Here is a 20,877-nt window from a genome sequence, read left to right as displayed (position 1 = left end):
TCATATGAGTGAAAAAGTTACAATTCGGATGAGTGCAGAGCAGCGAAAACAGATCGTGAAGCAGGCTAACAAAGCGGGTGAAGGGGTTTCAGAGTACATTCTGAAAGCTGCGGAACGGCGTATTTCGAGCGAACTACAGGAACAGCGTGCGGGGGAATTAAACCTTGGATCGGAACTGGAGTACATCGCTGATGCCGTCGTAGAAGACGTTGACGAAGCAACAAGCGTTGACACGGATCAGGAATTGTTCTACTCGGTCGCTCTGTGGGATTTAATTTCCTCTGAGTTCCCGGCAGACAAGCGCGCTACTGCGATGGAAGAAGCGACAGATAAACTAGAGGATGAGGTTGAAACCATCCGAAACAAGGAGGGTCAGGAATGACTGAGAGAGACACTCTACTCCAGATTTATACGAGTGAAGAGAACAAAGAATTGTTTGACCAGTTGGCTGACGCCGCGGGGACATCCACCTCCGAATACGGACACGAGGTTATCGAGGAATACATTGAGTGGGAGACTGGAGAAAGTCAGTATCAGCGGTACAGCACTAACACAAAAATCGAAGTCTTGCTGGAGGAGGCAAAGCGCGAGGTGACAGAGCTGTTAGAAGAATTTGAGTCTGGAACAATGGAGGAGGTAAAAACCGTCCAAAAAGTCCGGACAGCATACACTATCGCGATCTGGAAATTGATTCAAGATGACTACTCAGCTGAACAGCGACGGCTTGCGCTGAAATTTGCCGGCGAGCATGTTGGGAGAGATCCAGACACAGAATCGCAAACACCAGACGAGGAAGGCAACCCTGAGTCAGATGCCTCGACTGCCGCCGAGCCGGCAGGTGAGAGTGTATGATGCTGAAAACAGATTATCAGGAGGGTGGTGCAGGGAACCTCGTCGATTACATTCAGCGTGATCGCGAACAGGACGCCGGCGTGACAGTTGACCTCCGAAACCCAGCCGGGCGAGAACTGTCTGACTCAGAGGTGAATCGGTTTGTCGACAAGAGCCGCGAGTTCGGATTCCAGCGGCATGTAATCGTCTCGCCAGATCCCACAGGACAATATTCGCCAGAGGAAGTCCGTGATAACACTCGGGAACTGGTGAATAGCGGGCTGGCTCAACAACCGACAACCGACTGCGTGTATGGTGTTCACCGAGACACAGAGTTTCCCCATGCACATATCGCGGCGACTGGCGAGCGTGCGGAATTAGAAATGGGTCGGGAAGATATCCGACAGATGCGCGAACAAGCAGCGACTGCGTTTGAAGAACCCGCTCGAACACGCGACCCAACGGCTGCCGCCCGTGATTCTCCCGAGGACATTGGCCGGGTCGTGGATGAAGAAGCACGGGAGCAGTACCACGAGGCAGAACTAGCGCTGAACCCCGAAGCGGAAAAAGCGCTCAAACGGGCGACTGAGAAGAGTCAGCAGAAAGACGCCGGACAGCCCACGGCTGAGAAAGCGACCGATGAGCGCCAAACTGAGACACTCTCAGAACGTGCTGGGGAGAGGGCCGAAGAACAGGCGGCAACTGAACGCGAACCCGAAGTTGATCTTGAACGCGAGCAGGAACCCGAACGTAAGCGTGGGTGGTGGCAGTGAGTTCGAGTTCCTCTGCACCACCAGGACAACGCTCCGGCGAAGTCCCGAATAGCCTCAAGTACGACAACGTCGTTGGGTTCGTCTGGGCCGGATTTATGCTGTTGTTCCCGCCGATGATCGTCGATAGCGACAAGATACTTCCGAAGCGGTTCTGGGCATGGCGCTACATCTACCTCGGGTTCGGACTCATTAGCGCGGCGTTCTTCTACGACATGCTTGTCCAGACGCCCAGCGTCGCACTGCTGTTCCCGTTCGCACACGTTCTGGCTGCCATCTCGGTCGGGACACTGTTTGCTGACTTCACTGTGCCCGGACTGTCGTTGCCGATGGTCTCGTACTCGAATACGGTGATCTTGTATGCTATCTCAATCGGTATCGTGTTCTCCGGGGAACTGCTCCGCCGGACCTCGCCGGAAATGCTCGCGATGAACCAGTGGGACCACGACGACGGGGAGTCCGTCGTCCCGCTGGAAGAGGTCTCTCACGAACACAACGAGGCTGAAATGCCGTTCACGCTCGATCAAGATGTCTCAACAGCTGTCGTGGGCGAGACTGGAAGCGGGAAGACGTCGATGATGAAGCTGCTGGCTTACCAGTTCCCGTACTACAGTGACACGGCGGTCGTCGCTCACGATACCGGCGAGGACTTCCAAGCATTCTACGAGGACTTGGGCTTTGAGGTTCAGCGCATCCGCCACGAGGATAGCGACGTGGTCTGGAATTTGTTCAAGGACGCCTACGACGAGTCAGACTTCCGTGAGGTCGCCGGCGCGATCTTCGGCGAAGCCGACGGTCACGACCCATTCCACCGGCCCGCCAAACAGACCTTCGTGGAGATGCTGATGTATCTGCATCTTAGCGCAAAAAAGAACAATCGCCGCCATGCGCTCTGTCACGCCGATATCGTCTCACTACTCAACGAGGGCCACATTGCCCTCAAGAAAGCTCTTGACGAGTTCGACCGACTGGATTCGGGTCATATCGACCCTGATAAAGGGAAAGGCGCACAGAACGTTTACCAGACGATCAAGGAGAATGTCGATCCCGTCTTCACCGGCGACTTCGGAGACTACGGGGAGTTCTCGCTGCAAGAGTACATCGAGAACCCGGAAGGCCGAGTCCTCATTATCGACTCGAATCCAACGGAACTGGAAACGCTCGGGCCAATGTACCAACTGCTCGTAGACTGGTCGATCCGCTACGCGATGAACGCCTCGAATCCGACGGTCCATATCCTCGACGAGATTGACGCGCTGCCGGCGCTCACGCAGGTAACGAACCTCACGGCCCGAGGCCGGAAACACAAGGGTCGGGCACTGGTCGGCGTGCAGACAATCGGCCAGCTCAAAGACACATACAGCACGATCTCTGGGATTGTCGGCAACTGCCCGCAAGGAGTCTACTTCGGTCCGGGTGACAGCGAGTCGACGGACTTCATCCTCGACGAACTCGGCGAAAGCCGTCAGTATGATCGCTCCGAGATGGTGTCGATGAGTCATCAGGGGCGCGGCGAGAACCCACGAACGCAGGCTCGGGACACGTACAAAGAGAAGGACAAAACGCCGATCACCTCCGGCCTGCTCCGAGACTTCCAGCCCGGTGAGTGCGTTGCCGTCTCTCGGACGACGTGGGTTCATGGGCAGTCCTACGAACTGGCGGACGTTCGCGATAGCCTCCCGGCGCAGGGCGCGGAGTCGCCGAGCAGTTCGGAACCAGAGCCAACGGAAGATGACACCGACATAGAGAACGACAGTTGGTTCTCGTTTACTCGGGCTCGACTTGACGATGTACTCCGTGGGTCAGTTGGTGAGACCGACGGCGATGAGTCCAGAGATAGTGGCCCGGATCGTGACCCTGAAGTCGAGCCGACCGTCGACGCGACAGACGGGTTGGGCGACGACGATTCCAGTGACCCACTCGACCAGACAACAGCAAACACTGCCGTCACATCTCCGGACACAGACCGCCCAGACCTATCAGATGAAGAAAATGAGTACGACGGTGGCGATCACGACCAGCAGTCCGACGACAACACCGGGGGACTCTTCTCTGATCCGGACCCAGATCCCAGCTTAGGTGGGGCGGAATCTGCCGAGCAGGAAGGCGGTGACTCACCCACTGAATCAGATGCAGAGGGAGACTCAAACGAGACTGAAGAGCGGGACGAAACTGAGTCAAAAGAGGAGGAGCGCGACGTATCTGAGTTCATGTAATCCGCCGTTGTGAACTCGTTTCTGTATATAGAGTATCTAATACTTTTGTGCTGTTCTGCGACTGTAATTCTTTCTACTACGTTGGCAAGAGTGGATTGCAAGTACGCACATCCTCCGTTCTATCAAATTTCAATATTTACCTTTATTGCTACTATTATATCGCTGAAATCGCAAGATGGCGGCGGTTTTCTCCTGGTTTGAATCACTGGCAGTGAATCACCACCCCCGACTGAAACAAATCCAAATCGCAAGACTGCGGTCGAATTATTCACCGAAAACCGCCGATGTAAGACACTCTTTATCTTGTCCTATAGTGATTCAGTCGTGAGCCGGGCGCTGGAAACAGCGATACATAAGCAATAGTACATAGGAACTGGTGACGAACAGCAGACCTCGGATCGAGTAAAGCCCGCCCACTCAGCCCCCGGCTACAACTATTGGAGAACAGATATTTCTCGGCTCACTCCCCAGAGTCCGATCGGGACTGTACACGGCGGGCCAGCCCCACCGAGCATCATGTGAGTCTACTGTGCCACGCACGTCGCCGGCCACCGACGTCCAAGGTCACGCCGATCACAACCTCGTTCAAACTGAGCCAGCGCTGGCAGACCCACGCTCGACCCTCGCTCACTTCGCCCCCTCGTGGCGCATACGTTGTCGCCCATCGACGAGGAACCACTCCACTTTGTCCGGAGCTTTGTATCTGATCACCAACAGGTACAATGCACCTTGTTTCCCATCTACTCAGTAGCGTAATTTAGTGTGGCATTCAGCTGGGACCCAGACAGTTCCCGGCGGGGATCGCGCCCGCCACCGCAGGCACGATTGGACCGAAGCGAGACGCGCGATAGCGCCGAGCGCAGCGCCCCGTCGTCCGAGTGAGCGCTAGCGAACGAGGACACGACAGACGAGCATCGCGAGTCTGGCAGTGGCGTCGCGCGCTGGTACGCTCCACCGGTAACCCACCCTCAGTTTGCCCCGGCCGGCAGACCCATGCATCCGAGATATCTGTGACCCTGTGGGACTACCAGCCCAGGTGCCAGCCGGGTCCCTACCCACCCGGAGCTTTTTGAGCGATGACAGACAAGTGTAGATCGCACCGTTCTCATGTCACAGCCACAACTTTCCCCAGAGCAACAGCCATCTAACCAGCGTCAGATTCCAAGTATGGAAACGATTGGGCCAGTCGTCGACGAAGTGATCGACATTGCCCGCGAACATCTCAAGCAACCCATCTCGGTCAAGATCTGGACCTGGGAAGACGGGACGTTCAAAGTGCGTGCCAAGCACTGGTACCCAGCTGGGGTCACGACCCGGTACGGCCACCGATCAGTAATCCAGTACCACAGCGACCGCGAGGTCGTCAAAGGATACCTGCTGGAGAAAGACACGGAAACCGATGATGAATCACTCCTCTTAGAAGCGAAGCTTGACGAGATCAACGATCCAGTTCCACAAAAAAATGAGAGGGGTGACCAGCCCTATTTGTCCATCACGACCCGGTAGCACTCCTCGCACAGTTGGTTGAACGATTCTGCACGCTCGCTATCGTAGAACGACCCCGAGCGCATTCGTACCTCGTCAAGGAAGGTATTGAATACCTTCTCGCACCGGGGACACTGGATTTCTCCCATCTAAGATATCACCTCCCGGTGGCCCTGAGTTGGCCGCCACCTGCCTGCGGCCACACAAAATCAGGGGTGAGTATCGTCCGGATTCCGAGCCCAGAAAACAACTAACCAACAGGCACGGGCCATACCGACCAATGTTGGTTAGATCAGGTCGGCACGCCCACGCTCGTCGCCGATTCCGACCACAACCACACGGTCGGGTCCAAGCTTGTCGCGTACTTTCTGAGAGGGTATCATAGAAACATGCACAGCCGATTTACTTTGGCGCATCCTGACTGGTGAAGGGATGAGATAGAGATGGTTATGAAAGCCAGTACAAGATATAGAGGATGAGGGCACGGTAAGAAGGGGGTCAGATGGAAATCTGCCCCGTAATATTCGGCGGTAGAGCGCTTGGCTCCCTTATCTCAACCCGGAAAGAACCTTTTTACTGCGCCCTCAGAGGCTGTATTCAGCAGATTATTTGAAACGAAAGAGGTGGAGGAAGAACGCTTAATGTCACGCCATATTACTAGAATAAATATAAATAAAGTGAAGAGCGTCAGCCCGGAACACCTCTGGTGAATCCGGTTCATCGACTCCGAACTTTCGGAGGGTGGTGAATGACCCCTCAGCGTGTAAACATCCTCTTATATGCCTCAAAATGGTGGTTTGGATTCCTCACTCGGAATAACGTCCTACCTACATTTAAGTGAGAAGGCAGTAGAAGTCACACATATGACTCCCGAGTTCGGGGTGGACGACGTAACCGCGCTCCTCCTTGATGAGAGGAAATACGACAGCCCACTTCGGGAGAAGGAGTTTCACAAGCTGCTGTACTTCACCAAGCAGGAACTGGAAGAAGAAGGTATCAAAGCTGACATTCCATACTATTGGTACCGGTACGGTACGGTGACACCCATCTCCGACTCTTCTGTGACCGTCGAAAAATCCAAAGACGGCGGTTCGCAGGTCGTCTGCCCTGTCGAACCAGATTCCATCGACGCATCGGATAACGAAATCGACCAGGTCCGAGACGTGGTGCAGGAAGTGCTGCTCCGGTACTATCAGATTGGCGGGTTAGAACCGCTGACCGACCTGATGTACGAGGACGCCCCGTATGATGTCCAGCGCGAGTTTCGGCAGCTTGATAAGCAGCTCCGCACCGCCGCGGACAACCACCCGGATCTCCTTGACGACGGCTATAATAAGGACGACATCCGGCGCACCCTCTCCCACGTAGTCAAGACCTTCCCCACGGACGAGTTTCCGAACTTGGAATCCGATCTTCATCTCTGGTACACAGTGATGAGCACCGAGCTTGACCAGACCGACCAGTTCTACAGCGTCAACGAGATGCTTAGCCTCTGTGACGCGTTCTGGGCGGTATTCATGATCGAGGTCGGTCAGCAGGAACACAGCGATCTCACCGTCGAAGAGGTCAGGGATGCCATCTCGGATGACGTGGACAGCTACCAGAAGCAGATGCGGGCTCGACTTGAAAATAAAGAGCGTGAGCAGACCAAGTTCGGAGCGCAGCTCGAACGGAATGAGGTCGTACGTGATGCACAGGACGCTGTTGCCGAGGCACTTGTCGGATTCGCTCCCAGCCAATAGATGCGGTACTATCTGGACACGAACTGCCTGACCGGATACACCTTCTTCCAGGATTGGTGGCACAGCGACGCTAACCGCCTGCTCGATTCGGACAATGAGCTCTACATCGGGGACACTGTTTTCTTCGAGTACTGCAACAGACCGGTGACCGATGACGAGATCGAATACGAGTGGGACCGCTCCGAACTTTCCTGGAACGAGGACAAGGGGAACTTCAAATCAAAGATGGCGGAACTCCGTGACAGCCGGTTCTTGTTCGAGGACGCGATCTTCAACTGCGACGATCTGGACATGGAGACTGCCGTGGAGCTGTTCGTTGAGTCGTACCATATCAAGCCGTCCTCGAAACCGGATATCCGCAGGTACTTCGAGGAGAAACTGGACCAACTGGACCTTGAGGTGACTGTCGAGAACGTGCGGAAGATCCAGAAACTGCTGGTCGAGGGCCTGCAGGACTACGCATGGGAGCGAAAGGACGAACTCCGGAAGCGAGTGAACCTCGGTCCGGAACGCGGCGATATCCCGGACTCGCGCGTTTCTACATTGGAACGTACTCTGTCCGACGATATGGACATCGAGGTCGTATGTGACGCCTCATATATGTGCGACGAAGGCCTGCTAACGCGGATGGTCACCGGCGACAAAGGCGATGCACTTCGCGACGAGGACGGGGATGTCGTGCGGTACGAGGACGGTACCCCGGTATCGGGGAAAGTCGGGATCTACAACAGCCGCGAGGTCATAAGCAACGTCACCGATCTCCGCGTCCTCTACCTGAAAGACGAGTTCGCATAGCGGCCGGCCCAAGCGGTGTGCTACCGGGCGTCGAACCGGCAAGATATAAGCCGTGTCTATCAGTATACAAGGATGAATGGTCCATCTGAACGTGTACGAGTGCCAGCTTCCGGGCGACGACCTCCGGATCTGGCGATATCCCTCTAACAACCGCGATATTCCTCAGATCATCGACGAGCGGTACGACTCCGTTACGACCGACACCGAGGCCTCGCCCATGATCGCCGTCCCGACCAACGACGAGGGGCGGCAGGTGCTCGAGGATGAGACCGAGTACGAGCAGAACAGCGTTCCGTGGCAAGACTATCTCTGGATCTACTCGAACTTGGTGCAGTACAGCGTAATCCGCCATCTTATCGAGAACCACGACTTCACCCCATTGCAGGTCGACCAGACTGAGGCCCAGACCCACCGGGTGAACGAGGTTTACCTGACCGATCCCGTGGCCGAACCGGTGGACGGCCTAGAGATCCGTCAAGGACTGAAGGTCCGGTCACGGTTCTGGAATTTCCCGGACCAGGGGCCGTTCGTCGGCGTCAATTTCGCGTACACGACCACGAACATCTTCACGGAACCGCTTGAAGGCGTGCTGGACGGCGTCAACAATCGAGAGTTCTGGCTTAAGATGGACTGCCCTGCTGACTGTACACACGGGGACTGCACGTTCCACGGCCATGACGGGCTGATCGGGGAGTTCGACGGATTCACTGGTAGCGGCGAGGCGTGCCAGTATGCTGCAGACGGGTCCGGCCGGTACGTGTCGCTGTCACCGGCTGTCGACGGTATCGACGCCAACCCGCCGGTCCAACGAGTCGCGATGGAAGCCAGCTACGCGAACATCCGTCAGTGGGCGACGGACAAGTACGGCAGCCGCCACTCCGGCATCATCGAAGACATCGGTCGGGGCCGTCTTGGTATCCCGGACCGGTTGAGCGAGGAGAAGGCCTCGGAGCGGGAGGCGAAGTACGAACTCGGCCAGCTGAACGATCTGATGGACCAGATCGACCGGGACGTCGAACTGCTGACCGGGCAGACGCTTACTATCGCCGACCAGCCCATGGAGGTGTTCACCTGACCCATGCCCACTCAGTTCCACGCCGAGCAACTCGATTCACCGACCCACAGATTCGACTACACCAACCCCAGCATCACGAACAGTAACGTCGGTAAAGGGCTGGGCAGGAACGGTCCGTTCGACTCCTCCACGTCTCGCGATTTCACCGACGCCACGTTCACCATCGTGTACCCGGCAAGCTGGCGGTCGGACGCCGAAGGGTTCCAGGATGCGCTGATCAACGGCCACTCGAGCTACTACCCGAACGGCTTCCGGTCGTTCTTCCGAATGGACAGCGTCTCCGTCGCGAACACCATCGAACTGGACGACACTGACCTCGATACCTACGTGGACGCCGTCGACGATATCCAAGCCGCCGATGACGATCTGGCGATCGTGTTCATGTCGAACGAGATGCGCAGCCGCGGATACCGGTCGCCGTACTGGGCGGTGAAGGCGCTTCTCACGCAGGCCGGTATTCCTACCCAGATGGTACTTGTTGACAAGCTTCGGCGGCATTCACCGCACCACGTCCCGCTGAAGTACCTGATTGTCAATGTTGTCAGCCAGATCTACGCGAAGCTCGGTGGGACGCCGTGGGTCATCCATCGGCCCCAGTCACCGGTCGACTTGGTGATCGGCGTCGGGAAAAGCGAGTACCGCGCCGGCCGGGTCGGCGGGACGACACGGACACTCGGGTTCGCTGCCGCCTACCAGAGCAACGGCGCTTTCCTCTGGTTCGACTCGACGCAGGCGACCAGGTCTTACGACTCGTTTAACGACCAATTGACAGAGAGAATTGTGGAGGCCGCCGAGACGTATGCCCAGCAAGAGAACGCACCGGGGCATATCGTGGTCCACAGCTACAAGCGGATCGGCCCGGCGGAGCGTGACGCACAGGAACGGTTAGAGGACGAGTTCGATAGCCTCGACGTCACGCTGGCGCATCTTAACGACAGCCACGATTTCCGGATCTACGACGACCGGCACAAAACCGGTCTGTCGCAACGTGGGCTGTGGATCCGAACCGGCGGGAACAAGGGATTCGTCATGACGGGCGGCCGCCGCAACTTCCGCCCGGGATCGCCAGTCCCGATCGAGCTGGAAGTCGAGGGCAGCCTGGAGATTGAGGAGGTCGCGCAGGGCATCTATGACCTGTGCTCGGTGTACTGGAAGGACCAGTTCGGATCAAATATGCCGATCACAATCAAGTACGCCGAGGATATCGCAGATATCATCGAGAATGCCCAGAAGGTTAATGATGACGGTATGTCAAAAATTAACATAGGCCGGATGGTGAGCCCACGCCTCAGGGATATCCCATGGTTCCTCTAACCACGGCCGGCGAGCAGTCGCAGGGAGAGCAGTCCCAGCCCGACCTGAAGCTCATCATCCATCGGACGACCCACCAGCTTCTCGGCCGGGAAGAGGAACGGCCCGGCTGGTATGGCGACCCGCTTAGCACGGCTTGGGTCGGCCTCGCGTTACAGACCCACGATGGCCACACGGATGATATAGCCGAGATCGTCGATGAACTTGAAACCTGGTTCGATGACGCCCAGATATCGCACGAGTACCAGGTCGCAGCCCTTGGTTTGATGGCTGAGTTCTTCCAACAGTACGACCGTGGCCGTCCGATCTACGACGATATCCAGGACCAGTTCTTCGCCCAGATCGATGAAGATATCGCTCGACGCGAGGAGAGCGGCGGGCCGGACGCGGCGCGGTTCCAGTTCTTCAATTCCTACGTCTACCTGTACTGCGCCTTGGTCGGCATCAAGGCGTACGATGCGCTGGACGAGTACCGCGATTTCCTCGCTGACGAAGTGGAAGGCCATCGAGAGGCGACGTGGACGGAGTACGACCGGATGGCATTCGTCGAGACTGTCGCCCTGGAGGTCGCTGAATACGACGCCGAAGAGTGTCGCCACGTGCTGCAGAAGATGCGGCGCGTGGACGAGGAGGACCTGAACGAGTACGAGATGATCCCGCTCGCCTGGTTCTTCCAAGAACAACAGGACGCGATGCGGGACGCGTTGAGCGAGGAGAAGTTCGCACAGGAGGTCGTGAACGAGATACGCCAACACCTGTGGCAGCGGCTGTACGACGAATTGCCGTTCGAGCTGTATCTGGCGGATGAGATCGACTATGAGTTCACTCCGGACGTACAGCAACTCGCGTTGCTTGACCAACTGCTCGGCCGATTGGACAACAGCATCCGTGTGTTCTCGGCTGAGCAACTGGAGGAGCACGAGGACGAGGTAGCTGAGGGGAAAGACCAGACGATTCGGGAAAACCGGCGTCGGAAGAACATCATCGAGGTTGGGGCCGCGATGTTGATCGGGTTCATCTTAGTCGATGTCGTGATTGCCTACCCACCATCAGCGTCGTTCATGGATGCGTCACACTTCGTGCAGGGCATTACAGTGTTCCTGCTGATGCACATGGAATGGCGGCTGGAGGATATCAGCAGGGACTTCGGTCTGACCGATTCGGTGCCGATGGTCCGGGACGTGGTCAACATGGTCGAGGACCGGAACTGGCCGGCATGGATTCTCCGACTCCTGTTCGGATTGGTCGGGGCTGGTGTGGTCGGCTACCTCTGGGCCGACATCCAAGCATTCTTTATGGCGTTCTGACAATGTCAGTTTCTGCCGATTCCATATTCTAAACCCTCAGATTGGCACCTCACTGGACCGTGGTCTCAGCATGAACTGTCACGATGGTGCCGCCGTAGTCGTGTTTGATACTACGCAGTATGTCGGTTCTGGAGACTAATTCTAGCGCGGCGACCGGCAACGAACGAGGTGGAGAAAGGCGACGGCAGATGGCTTAGGAAAATCTTGACCACTGGCATCGTCGAAAAGACCAACAAAAAAGCAGATGACGAGAATAGTTCTCACTGGCCATGCGAATTCAAACCACTCGACAAAGTCTAAGTAAATCTTGCGTGGATAATACTAACCACTAATCGAAAGAATTTCTATTGGAAGAAGATAGACCATGAGAACTGTTCTACGAGACGCTTTTTCTCGATGCCATTTCACGTACTTGAACTCCAGTTGGGCCGCACGCTGGCAACAGACTAGCGAAAGAGCGGTTCCCGTCCGCATCCCGGCGGCAGGCCGGGATCGCGCCCGCTACTGCAGGCACGATGGACCGCCGCGAGGCGCGCGATAGCGCCGAGCGGAGCGTCCCGTCGTCCTCGTGAGCGGTAGCGAACGAGGGCTCGACAGACGAGCAGCGCGAGTCTGTCGGTGGCGTCGCGCGCTGTCGCGTCCACCAGCCACCCAGTCCAGTGTCTCCCGGGCCGGCTGGCCCACGTCCACGCACACACCAGGACACGAGTGTTCTCACAGCCTCTCTCAGACTGACCCATGTCGACGCGCCGTTGCCGTTGGTGCTCCAGTCCGTGCGCGCGGTTGTCTCGCCGCCGCCCGGGTCGCCGGAGGCGGCGGCGAGGCCGCGTGCGCGAGTACCGTCGCACCGCCCGAGGAAGCCCCCGCTCGATGGGGGACGCCCCCGCTATCGGGCGTCAGTCTGCGGAGTGGACGAGACCCTGATGGGTGGCGGCCCCATGCTCAGTGTCGAAGAGGTCCGAACACTCGGGACAGCGGGCCTTCCCGAGCGTCACGGTGACCGCGCGGTTAGTATCCCGCTCGTTGGCCCATTGATGGGTGTCTGACTCTGCTTCCCACGACGCCACCGTTCGGCTTTCGCCGGAGGTGCCAAAAGCACAGCCAGCGTGTCCGGTGGGCGCGGGACCGTCGCCGCGCTCGATGATGCACATGAGCGTGTCACTCGTGACCGCCACGGTCTTGATACCGTTGTACTCGTCGGGCTTGCCCCCGGAGATTCGCACCCGGTCGCCTTCGTGGAGCGTGCGGACCATCTCGCCGCCGTGCATGGACTTGCCCCAGACCGTGACCTTCGCGCTCGTACCCTCGTCGTCTTCGAGGTACAGCACTTGGTACTGGTTCCGAGCGTCTGGCTCCTCAATGATGTGGGTGACTTCACCCTCGACGGTACACTCGTAGCCGTAGGGCGAGACATCCGCGATAGGCGTGGGCGATTGTAGTTCCTCGCGGGCGTCTCTGAACAGGGTAAACGAGGCGTCATACAGGTTATCACAGTCGCCCATCTGCCCGGACACAAGGGCCGCGAGCCGGCGGCTCGCCGCCGCCCGTGACATATTGGTCTTGTCTGCGAGCGTCGCGGCCTGCTGGTTGACTCGGGCCAGCGTGTCGCGGTCCATCCACTGCCGTGGGTCAGCCGGCGAGCGGAAACCGTCGGCACGTTCCGCCTCGGCGTCGGTGAGCTGGCGAGCCGAGGCTTCGCGGTCGGGACCGTCGACGTGAGCGCGTGCGACCTCGGAATGTCGGGCTTGCTCGGCCTCGCGTCCGTGGCGCTCCTCTTGCTGTTCCAGAGTTTCGCCAAAGTATCGGTCCGGCCCCACCTCGGTCGAACGGGTCCAGTCGTATGCCTCCTCCTGACGGGCGTAGTAGTTGCCACGGCTATCGCTCCCTTTGTTCATCCGGAAATCGAGTTCGTCGCCGTTCTCGGTTGCTGCGACCTGCTCTAGAAGTTGCTCGGGACCGCCCTCAACGTGGGCCGAAAGGGTAACCGTCTGGTTGCTGGGCGATGCTTTCTTACCGCTGGAATTGGTAGCGTACATTGTCTTTCTGGCACCACGGAAAGACATTTGTCGGGTGCGACAACACCCGATTTCTGCGGCGTGAAACTGCTTCGTGAGCGCCGCGTGCGTCGTGCCTTTCCGTACTTAATGGCACGGGTGCATATCACTTAAAGCTAACGGACAAAATAGATTGTTTCAAGTGCAATATTCGGGTGTCTGAATGGTGTCTAAGCGGTGTATTGTGTTTTCGTCTTTGGGGAAAATTAGTATATAAGGGAGGTGTGGGTTTGACACCCCGGCAGGCGGTCCCATCGTGTGCGGTTGCGGTGAGCCAGCATCCCGCGCGGCCAAGCGAGTGCCGGATGGGTGAAAGCCCGGCAGCGCAACGCAGTGAGCAGCCCGGAACACAGGGCACGGAGTGCCCGTCCTCGTTCCGGCGAGGGAGCGCCGGCCGCGAGGGTTCCTCATCCAGACCGCGCGCGACTCTGACGCGTGCGTCGACTACTGTTGTGCTGTGCCGCAGTAGTCGGGTGGGACTGAAAGGGGCACGCCGCTGGCGCTTGCTGGAGTCGGTTCAGCGACCCCTATCCGAACGGAGTGAGGATATGTCGCTGAGCGACCGCCAGCGGCGTGGGGCTTTCGAGGTGTGCTGGTCCGACACCGAACTCGTCGTCGCGACACTGTTTGCAGTGGTTCCAGTACAGCAAGTCCCAGCATTTCTGCGATAGTCAGTAGTGCCTCCGAAGGTAGTGCCACGAGTTCCGGCGCTAGCAGTGCCGTGATTACTACTGTCTGTACTGTTGCCTCCCTCCAGACCGTCACGAGTGCCACACTACTCGACTCCAGGCATAGCAATGCCAGAACCCATCTCCTGCCAGACACGCGACCCTTCCACTCTGCACCCGTCTCGTCCAGCCTCTGTTCCCGTCCCGGCACGGGAAAGAGCGAGAGTGCCGCCCAGCGGCGGCTGCCCGGCGGCCAGAGAGCATACCAGCCAGCCTTCCGTTCCTGCCCGGCCGTCAGTCCCACGCCGACACACGCTCGTCTCTCGCGTTCTCAGCCGGCCTGCCAGCCCCACGTTGTTATCCATCAGGCATACTTCTGCTTCGCCTGGCCGTCTGCCCCACGCTGAGAGGGACCGACTGCCATCTTCAGTGCAGTCGTGTCCCTTTCGCCTTCAACCGCGGGCGACCTCAATGTGCGCACGGACACGTTCTGAAGGGCGTCTCGGCTAACACAGCCCTCCCAGCATCATCGTTAGCCTCCACAACGACCACGGCGAATTCATGGCTGTCCCAGTAGCGGGCAGCTCCCTCACCGTTGACGACGAGAAACAGTGGTCGGCCTTGGGTGAGTAGTTCGCGTGCGGTACGTTCTTGTGGATTGGATTGCGTAGTTACTATCGGTTCTGGTGGAACCACGCGCCTCGGTGTGCCATCACCGGGGGCAATTTCGGAAGAAATCGACTAGCCACGCGTGTATTTTGTATTAATCAGCATTCGCTGAACGGGCGAACCGCCAGAACACCTACCACACCACCAGAGGCACACAAGACAGGGTAAGAGTCCCCGCAGCCAGGCTGAAGGAGGACAAAGGCGTTCACAAGAGGCGACCAAGCAGCCCCTAGTCCTGAACAACGCTGTACAAGCAAGCGTAGAACATGGTACTTCTCACTCGTTTTTGAGCGCTGCGTAGATGTTTGCGTGGCGGCGTCCGTCAAGTATCGCCATCTCAAGCGCAATCTCGTGGCGTTCGGTGTCGCTTTCGGCCGCTTGGTATCGCTCGTACAACTGGCGGACCTCCTCGTCAACCGTCACACGCTCGACTTTCTTATCCACTTGATTAACCATTTCTCAACTGTCGGAGGTGGGTATTTTTCTAGGCCGATCACTGTGAAATCGTCTGGATATATGCGGCCACTGAGTGTGCTGCTGTCAGTCGAAACGGGACATCTATTTGCCACTGTGAAGCTGGCCTTGGAAAACCTCGCCACTGGCCTGTGCCTGCCGATGTTGGGCATGAATGTCTGGTTGCTCATTGGTCTCGGTATCACTGGCTGACTGTTCGCCGACGGACTGGTGTTCGGGTCTCATGTTCGGAAAACCCCTCACCCCACAGGGGCACACAAAACGAGGGGCGAGTCTCCCCGTCAGACTAAGATTGCTCTAGCGGCTCGACCCATTCGGGAGCAGCGTCGAGGGTGCCACCGTAGATCGAGTTCTCGGGATACTGGTCATCGTCAACCTCGACAGCAACGATCACGTTGCCGCCGGAGCGCGAGATACCAGATACGGTTCCAATGACCTCATCGAGTGGGCTGTTGCCGTCTGTCCAGTCAACTCGGACACGGTCACCGCGGCCGAACTCATACTTCTCGAAGGAAGGCTCTGTCGTACTCATGATCTCCTCCGGCTACAAGGAGACACAAAATCGCTTGCAGGCAGCCAGAGCGCTGATGTCTTTCGCCGACAGAAGAAGCGGTAATGACCGAGTTCCGGGTCCGGAAACCCGATGGCTGGACAACCGTTTCGTTTCCCGACGCAGTCGACTCGATCTCGGTCGCTGGCGGCAAAGTTGACGGCCAGCTGTGCCTGACCCTCACCGGTGAGCGGGAAGACGGTCCCCGTATCGTCGAAACCGGTGTCCTTGATGTCGACGAAAGCGATGAGCATCTACTGGAAAATACAGTACCCCGGACTGAGGATGGGACAAGTGTCGTTTTGGCCCACTTATTATCAGACTGACCACGCACTCAACAGTGGGGATTACCGCTCCCACGGGAAGGAACCGTGCTGCTTGCGATAGGCTTCGATCTGGTCCTGAAACTCCTGCTCCTGGAAGTCAGGCTCGTCGCCGTGGATGTCTTCCGGTGAGACACCGTCGGGAAGATGTTCATAGCTCGTGGCTTCTTCTGTGTCCTCCTCTGTGTCGTCCTCCTGCTCGGGCTCGTGGCGGTGCTGCCCGCACTCTCTGCAGGTCCAGATCATGCGGTCAAGATGTGAGTGGCACTCGAACCCGTCGAGCCCATGTGACTCGTGACCCGTTATGGCGCCACACTGCCGACAGTGGAACTCAACGCCGAGTGTCCCCAGCTCGGATCTCGCCTGATGACGCTGCACGATGCCGGGAACAAGCCAGTACGTGCTGTCGTCTTGCTGGAACTCGTCTTTGAGGCGCTGGAACTCCGAGCGGTCGGTGACCGGCGACCCGTCCTCAAGATAGATTCGTGGCTGGACGTCTGACTCATCCCAATCGGTCTGCTCGTCGGCCGTCTCCAAGAGCGTCTGTCCGCGTTCCTCGTCGACTGTGGTTTCGGTCGGAAGCTCGGGCCATCCCTTCGTGAGATTGGTGGCTGGCTCGGTCCCGAACGCTGCACGGCACTTCACCGTTCCGTGAGAGGTGTCCTCGCCGCTTGCGAGACTATCGGACACGGAGAAGGCCGCAGCGCCGAGGGCTCGTGCGTGGAAGGTAGTGTTCGCCTCGACGAGCGCGAGCACGACTCGGCCGAATGTCCACTCTCCGAGTGGGCTGTTATCTTGATCGTCGGACGAAGTCTCTGAGATACCGGTTTGAGTGCAGAATGGGCACTGGCGTTTATTCTGGGGGATATCCTTCCCACAGGTCCGACAGATACGGGTATCATCCTCTGTACGGTCGGGATACCTGGTGGATTTAAGCATACGTTCCCGCCCGTTCCCTCTCGTTTCAGGGTCGGAACTCGCTGCACCGAGGATATCAGCAGGGTCGTATTCAGGATTTGGGTCAGTCACACGCATGGTTGCGTTCGTCATCGTATTTAAACTCCAGCCCCGAGGGGAGCACAAAACTAGTCGAGACCGAGACGAGGAGAGAGCCTGCTATTCAGCGCTCGTGCTTTCGGCTACTTCCGATACAAGCGAGTCTGTCGCCCCGTCGATGTCGTACTGGTTGACCAGTTCCAGCGCGGCCAAGGCCGCGTTTGTGCCTGCAAGGTCCGCGTTGACCAACTGTCGGAGACGAATCACAGTTTTCGCGGCACGGTCGTAGCCTTCACCACGGAGCTGGTAAAACTCCATGAAGAGGCGTCTCCAGGCGGTTGACGAACCAGTCACTGTGAGGTCCCAGTCAGGGGCTTTAACCGTTGACGACGACTGCCGGCGGTAGTGTCCCTCAACTCTGTTGAGTAACCCGTCAATGATAGCCCCCTGGTTAACCGTTCGTGTGTGTTCGCGATGGTTTGTATTGATTAGGTCTTTCCACTCGTCGAGGGAGCCGATCTCGTGCTCGACAACTAGCTCGACTTGGGTCGTTTCGAGACAATCGGTTTGCGAACTTTCGTCGACGCACCGAAGTCGGTTCGCAGTCCCTTCGGCTTGGACTGTGAGTTCTGGAAACTGCGCTTCGGTGGATTCGGTTTCTGGGTGCTGTTCTCCGTCCTGATCGCCTTTGGTGGTCTTCGATGCCATGGTGTGGTCAAGAACGCTCTCACTGGAACGCCCCTCACCTGATCGGGGCCAAAAAATCCAGTGTGGGCTACTGGACGATTGCGTCTTGTTCCAGTTGCTCAACCTCGAAAGTCAGCAGATGGGACCGAAGACGGGCGTAGGCCCCGTCGCCGTCGGTCGTCACACAGTACCGATTTGGCCTCGCCTCGCGAGGGTTGCCGTCGTTCTCCTTCCAGTCTTCCAGCGTGAACTCAAGCGTCTTCAACTCGCCGTCAGCACTCTCGAAGACGGTCGAAACCGATGGTGTTCCGTGATTGTCAGCGACGTAGGCCACCTTGACAGCGTCGTGGTCAGCGTCAAGTTTCGTCCAGCCATCGAGTTCGTCCGGCGGGTCCTCAGCGAACTGCTCGATCTCACGCTGGGTCAATTCGGCCTCTGCTGCATCCCGCCACGCTTGTTTGATATCCTCGGCTTGAGACTGCTCGATCTCCTGAAGCACGTCGCTGTCGATACACTCTCTGGCCCACGCAAGCACTGTCTTAGCCTTCTTGTACCTCTCCTCGGGTTCGCCGTTTAGCTGCCCGAAGTTCATCTCCTTGGGAGACATCAAGAGAACTGATGACCGCCAGTAGCCGGGGTCAGCGTCGCACTCTTCACCGGCATCGGGAGCCCACGATTCCATCGAGGTCCTGACTTCCTCGTGATGGCCGAAACCGGTTCGGACGCCGCCGGCGCGCAGGATTCGTTCCGCGAGGTCGATGGTTCGCCCACGCTCGTCAGCAGGCGCTTCGTCTGGACGGTCAACGTCGGCATAGAATGGCAAGCCGACGTTGTCGATGATCGTCTGTTCGTAGTTTGGACTGAGTGGCGGTTCCTCGACGAAGATCGGATCGAACGGTGGTTCGGCTGTCGGCAACATACTGGAAAGCCTCCAGCCAGTGAGGCCGCACAAAATCGCTCTGAGGCAGCGTTAGGTTGAGAGGTACTCGTCGGCAGTGTCGCCGTGCTTCGCTTCTAGAGCGTCCCAGTCAGCCATCGAATCGTATTCTGGGCGGATCTCTCCGTCCGAGAGCATATCCGCAACGAAGGCTTGGACTTGTTCGTCAACGGGCGCGGCCTGCAGGTCATACTCCCGGGCGATGAACCGGATGCCACAGAATGTGCGCCCGTCTGCTGCAAGCTGCCAGAGGAGGAGCTTCCGGTTCTGGTAGGTTGCGAGTTCGGTCAGCAATTCCTCGTCTGTTGGATTGGACATCGTTTGGAGCCTCCACTTGACAGGGTGTGCATAAAACGAACCTTGCGAATAAGGTGAAATGGCAATACAGTGCTTGAGAAGAGTATTGAGATGGTTTCTGCCAAGTACGAACAGATAAGATTATGACTGTCGAAAGTGGTATTTGTATTGACAGGATGTACGACGTGAACAGCTTTAAGCGTGACATGATGGTCGTTATCGCAGGCATGGACAGTCCGATGGGGACAGAACTGACTGCGGAACTGCAGGAATACTACTCCGAAGAAATCACAGTAGGACGTGTCTATCCGCAGTTGGATGATTTGGTTGCAAAGGGACTTATCAAAAAGAAGGCTAAGAACGGACGAGAGAACGAATATCAGTTGACGAAGCGTGGCGTGCGAGAGCTTCAGGCCCATCGAGAGTGGGAAGACGAGTACTTGGCACCGATTAGTGAGCTATCCCCATAGTGAATTTTTGAAGGAGATAGACAGGGAATTTCCGGAGAAACGCCCCATGCTGGACAGAACGGTGAAACAGACTGCCTCTCAATTGCCTCACATTCGCGGTATTGCAGATTATAATATCTTGTTTGGCAATTACCTTCGTGCCACTGTTTTCTTCGAGATAGAATCTCTTTTGCTCCGTATACCTCGTGGGTTTTTTGTCCCACTCGATTTCTCCGCCGACTCACTTCTTGGGTGCCTCGACGCTGACTGCTCGTCAGTCTATCCGAGCCCTGATGACGGGGCGTTGACGAGTCATCACCTCCTCGCAGATACCGCGAACGGCCTGTTCCTCAGCCTTGATGGCGCTCATGTTTAACGTCACTAAAGCTTATTGGGCGTATCCATCGTTGTCCATACGCTAACCAACAGCGGCGGGCCGAATCAGTCTGTGTTGGTTAGATCAGCACTCCCGCTATGGATGTGTTTCTAACTCTACTGTCTCATATGTAAGGTGCAAAAAACGGCTCAGGTACCGTACTTCAATTGGCTCGGCTAAAGTTGGTTTTAATCGCTCTGGTGAAGTCTTCGATATAAACGACGCGTGTTCTCTGGCTTGGTATAGACAACTTTCTCTAGAATCTTATGAGCCATTGAAGCATCACTGCCTGTTTTGAAGCGCCGATATGCGGTCATGAACTTGTCCTCTCCGAGCGCACAAATGGCATCGTAATCGGCCCACATCTCTTCTATCCGCCAGATGAGCACAAAACCGGCCACTATTGAGAACCCTGCAACGACTGAGTCAACCAATTCCGTTAGTGGGGCTCCATTGAGTAGGTGTAGCGGACTGTACAATAAAATGAAAAGCCCAGGTGCGAGCATCAACAGAGCACCGATAAAGATCCCCTTGTACACTGGGTTCCGATCACGATGGCTTAGCTCATGCTCTAAGACAAGTTCCTGCTCTTCCACTGTTATACTTTCAAGTGAAGACTTATCCCATATTATTGTGTCCCACAGCGTCTTTTGTGCGGGTGGCCCGTTACCTTGGCAGAACTTGTAGACCTCTACGTTCCGATCCCCGAGTGATATATCACTCTTCTCGATATAGTCCCCACGTCGCAAATACCGGATAAATCCGATAGTCAGCAGCGTCTGAGCCCATTCAACTACCCCCTCTTGTCGCATGAATACGTATACACAACCTTCTCGCAAAAGTATTGTTCAAGATTATGTCTGAC

General features: G+C 57.1%; 23 protein-coding genes and 1 pseudogene. 13 read left to right on the top strand and 11 right to left on the bottom strand.

The genetic code is table 11. The features are described from left to right. Positions 1-4: 4 nt before the first annotated feature. From RBH20_RS21035 to RBH20_RS21015, 5 genes are all read left to right on the top strand, one after another. Positions 5-382, top strand: a complete 378-nt coding sequence (locus RBH20_RS21035) for a hypothetical protein (protein WP_306712373.1) — start codon at positions 5-7, stop codon at positions 380-382. Next, positions 379-852 carry a hypothetical protein gene (locus tag RBH20_RS21030; protein WP_306712371.1) on the top strand — a complete coding sequence of 158 codons (474 nt, stop codon included), beginning with the start codon at positions 379-381 and terminating at the stop codon, positions 850-852. The genes RBH20_RS21035 and RBH20_RS21030 overlap by 4 nt, the downstream gene beginning before the upstream one ends. Continuing rightward, positions 849-1,604 carry a relaxase gene (locus RBH20_RS21025; RefSeq protein WP_306712370.1) on the top strand — a complete coding sequence of 252 codons (756 nt, stop codon included), beginning with the start codon at positions 849-851 and terminating at the stop codon, positions 1,602-1,604. The genes RBH20_RS21030 and RBH20_RS21025 overlap by 4 nt, the downstream gene beginning before the upstream one ends. Next, complete coding sequence (locus RBH20_RS21020) at positions 1,601-3,817, top strand: type IV secretory system conjugative DNA transfer family protein (RefSeq protein ID WP_306712368.1); 2,217 nt, start codon at positions 1,601-1,603, stop codon at positions 3,815-3,817. The genes RBH20_RS21025 and RBH20_RS21020 overlap by 4 nt, the downstream gene beginning before the upstream one ends. A gap of 1,167 nt (positions 3,818-4,984) precedes the next feature. After that, the gene (locus tag RBH20_RS21015) at positions 4,985-5,323 is read left to right on the top strand and encodes a hypothetical protein (RefSeq protein WP_306712366.1); all 339 of its coding nucleotides are present in this window, start codon (positions 4,985-4,987) and stop codon (positions 5,321-5,323) included. On the opposite strand, the gene RBH20_RS21010 is transcribed toward RBH20_RS21015, so the two are convergent. Beyond that, positions 5,299-5,451 (bottom strand): hypothetical protein, encoded by a 153-nt coding sequence (locus tag RBH20_RS21010; protein ID WP_306712364.1) that lies wholly within the window; start codon positions 5,449-5,451, stop codon positions 5,299-5,301. The genes RBH20_RS21015 and RBH20_RS21010 overlap by 25 nt on opposite strands. Positions 5,452-6,165: 714 nt before the next feature. Between RBH20_RS21010 and RBH20_RS21005 the strand changes: the two genes are divergently transcribed. From RBH20_RS21005 to RBH20_RS20985, 5 genes are all read left to right on the top strand, one after another. Continuing rightward, positions 6,166-7,044 carry a hypothetical protein gene (locus RBH20_RS21005; protein ID WP_306712362.1) on the top strand — a complete coding sequence of 293 codons (879 nt, stop codon included), beginning with the start codon at positions 6,166-6,168 and terminating at the stop codon, positions 7,042-7,044. Then, positions 7,045-7,839: a hypothetical protein gene (locus RBH20_RS21000; RefSeq protein WP_306712360.1), complete on the top strand. Its 795-nt coding sequence runs from the start codon at positions 7,045-7,047 to the stop codon at positions 7,837-7,839. Between the two features lie 76 nt (positions 7,840-7,915). Beyond that, a complete protein-coding gene (locus RBH20_RS20995; protein WP_306712358.1) occupies positions 7,916-8,914 on the top strand; it encodes a hypothetical protein in 999 nt (332 codons plus the stop codon). Positions 8,915-8,917: 3 nt separating this feature from the next. Beyond that, complete coding sequence (locus RBH20_RS20990) at positions 8,918-10,228, top strand: Piwi domain-containing protein (RefSeq protein WP_306712356.1); 1,311 nt, start codon at positions 8,918-8,920, stop codon at positions 10,226-10,228. Next, complete coding sequence (locus RBH20_RS20985; RefSeq protein ID WP_306712354.1) at positions 10,216-11,532, top strand: hypothetical protein; 1,317 nt, start codon at positions 10,216-10,218, stop codon at positions 11,530-11,532. Before RBH20_RS20990 ends, RBH20_RS20985 begins: the two co-directional genes overlap by 13 nt. 446 nt (positions 11,533-11,978) lie before the next feature. Here the strand turns inward: RBH20_RS20985 and RBH20_RS20980 are convergent, their stop codons facing one another. Continuing rightward, positions 11,979-12,176 carry a hypothetical protein gene (locus tag RBH20_RS20980; protein ID WP_306712352.1) on the bottom strand — a complete coding sequence of 66 codons (198 nt, stop codon included), beginning with the start codon at positions 12,174-12,176 and terminating at the stop codon, positions 11,979-11,981. A 252-nt stretch (positions 12,177-12,428) separates the two neighbouring features. Beyond that, complete coding sequence (locus tag RBH20_RS20975; protein WP_306712350.1) at positions 12,429-13,568, bottom strand: SOSS complex subunit B family protein; 1,140 nt, start codon at positions 13,566-13,568, stop codon at positions 12,429-12,431. Positions 13,569-13,816: 248 nt separating this feature from the next. On the opposite strand from RBH20_RS20975, the gene RBH20_RS20970 reads away from it, so the two are divergent. Beyond that, positions 13,817-14,257 carry a hypothetical protein gene (locus tag RBH20_RS20970; RefSeq protein ID WP_306712348.1) on the top strand — a complete coding sequence of 147 codons (441 nt, stop codon included), beginning with the start codon at positions 13,817-13,819 and terminating at the stop codon, positions 14,255-14,257. A 483-nt stretch (positions 14,258-14,740) separates the two neighbouring features. Here the strand turns inward: RBH20_RS20970 and RBH20_RS20965 are convergent. The 3 genes and pseudogenes from RBH20_RS20965 to RBH20_RS20955 all read right to left on the bottom strand — a co-directional run. Further along, positions 14,741-14,932, bottom strand: a pseudogene (locus RBH20_RS20965) (hypothetical protein); the annotation flags it as partial. Positions 14,933-15,199: 267 nt separating this feature from the next. Further along, positions 15,200-15,379 (bottom strand): hypothetical protein, encoded by a 180-nt coding sequence (locus RBH20_RS20960; RefSeq protein WP_306712346.1) that lies wholly within the window; start codon positions 15,377-15,379, stop codon positions 15,200-15,202. Between the two features lie 304 nt (positions 15,380-15,683). Then, positions 15,684-15,929, bottom strand: a complete 246-nt coding sequence (locus tag RBH20_RS20955; protein WP_306712344.1) for a hypothetical protein — start codon at positions 15,927-15,929, stop codon at positions 15,684-15,686. Between the two features lie 83 nt (positions 15,930-16,012). Between RBH20_RS20955 and RBH20_RS20950 the strand changes: the two genes are divergently transcribed. Beyond that, positions 16,013-16,273: a hypothetical protein gene (locus RBH20_RS20950; protein ID WP_306712342.1), complete on the top strand. Its 261-nt coding sequence runs from the start codon at positions 16,013-16,015 to the stop codon at positions 16,271-16,273. A 21-nt stretch (positions 16,274-16,294) separates the two neighbouring features. Here RBH20_RS20950 and RBH20_RS20945 read toward each other — a convergent pair whose 3' ends face one another. The 4 genes from RBH20_RS20945 to RBH20_RS20930 form a co-directional block, all read right to left on the bottom strand. Beyond that, complete coding sequence (locus RBH20_RS20945) at positions 16,295-17,320, bottom strand: hypothetical protein (protein WP_306712340.1); 1,026 nt, start codon at positions 17,318-17,320, stop codon at positions 16,295-16,297. Positions 17,321-17,386: 66 nt separating this feature from the next. After that, positions 17,387-17,974: a hypothetical protein gene (locus tag RBH20_RS20940; protein WP_306712338.1), complete on the bottom strand. Its 588-nt coding sequence runs from the start codon at positions 17,972-17,974 to the stop codon at positions 17,387-17,389. 67 nt (positions 17,975-18,041) lie between these two features. After that, positions 18,042-18,872, bottom strand: a complete 831-nt coding sequence (locus RBH20_RS20935; RefSeq protein ID WP_306712336.1) for a hypothetical protein — start codon at positions 18,870-18,872, stop codon at positions 18,042-18,044. Positions 18,873-18,923: 51 nt separating this feature from the next. Further along, the gene (locus RBH20_RS20930; RefSeq protein ID WP_306712334.1) at positions 18,924-19,208 is read right to left on the bottom strand and encodes a hypothetical protein; all 285 of its coding nucleotides are present in this window, start codon (positions 19,206-19,208) and stop codon (positions 18,924-18,926) included. A 122-nt stretch (positions 19,209-19,330) separates the two neighbouring features. Here RBH20_RS20930 and RBH20_RS20925 point away from each other — a divergent pair, with 122 nt between their 5' ends. Further along, positions 19,331-19,657, top strand: coding sequence for a helix-turn-helix transcriptional regulator (locus RBH20_RS20925; RefSeq protein WP_306712332.1), 327 nt, complete (start codon positions 19,331-19,333; stop codon positions 19,655-19,657). 543 nt (positions 19,658-20,200) lie between these two features. Here the strand turns inward: RBH20_RS20925 and RBH20_RS20920 are convergent. Next, the gene (locus RBH20_RS20920; protein WP_306712329.1) at positions 20,201-20,824 is read right to left on the bottom strand and encodes a hypothetical protein; all 624 of its coding nucleotides are present in this window, start codon (positions 20,822-20,824) and stop codon (positions 20,201-20,203) included. Positions 20,825-20,877 lie beyond the last annotated feature (53 nt).

The organism is Haloarcula sp. H-GB4 (assembly GCF_030848575.1).
Classification (GTDB): domain Archaea; phylum Halobacteriota; class Halobacteria; order Halobacteriales; family Haloarculaceae; genus Haloarcula.
This window is presented reverse-complemented; position numbering and strand designations above follow the sequence as displayed.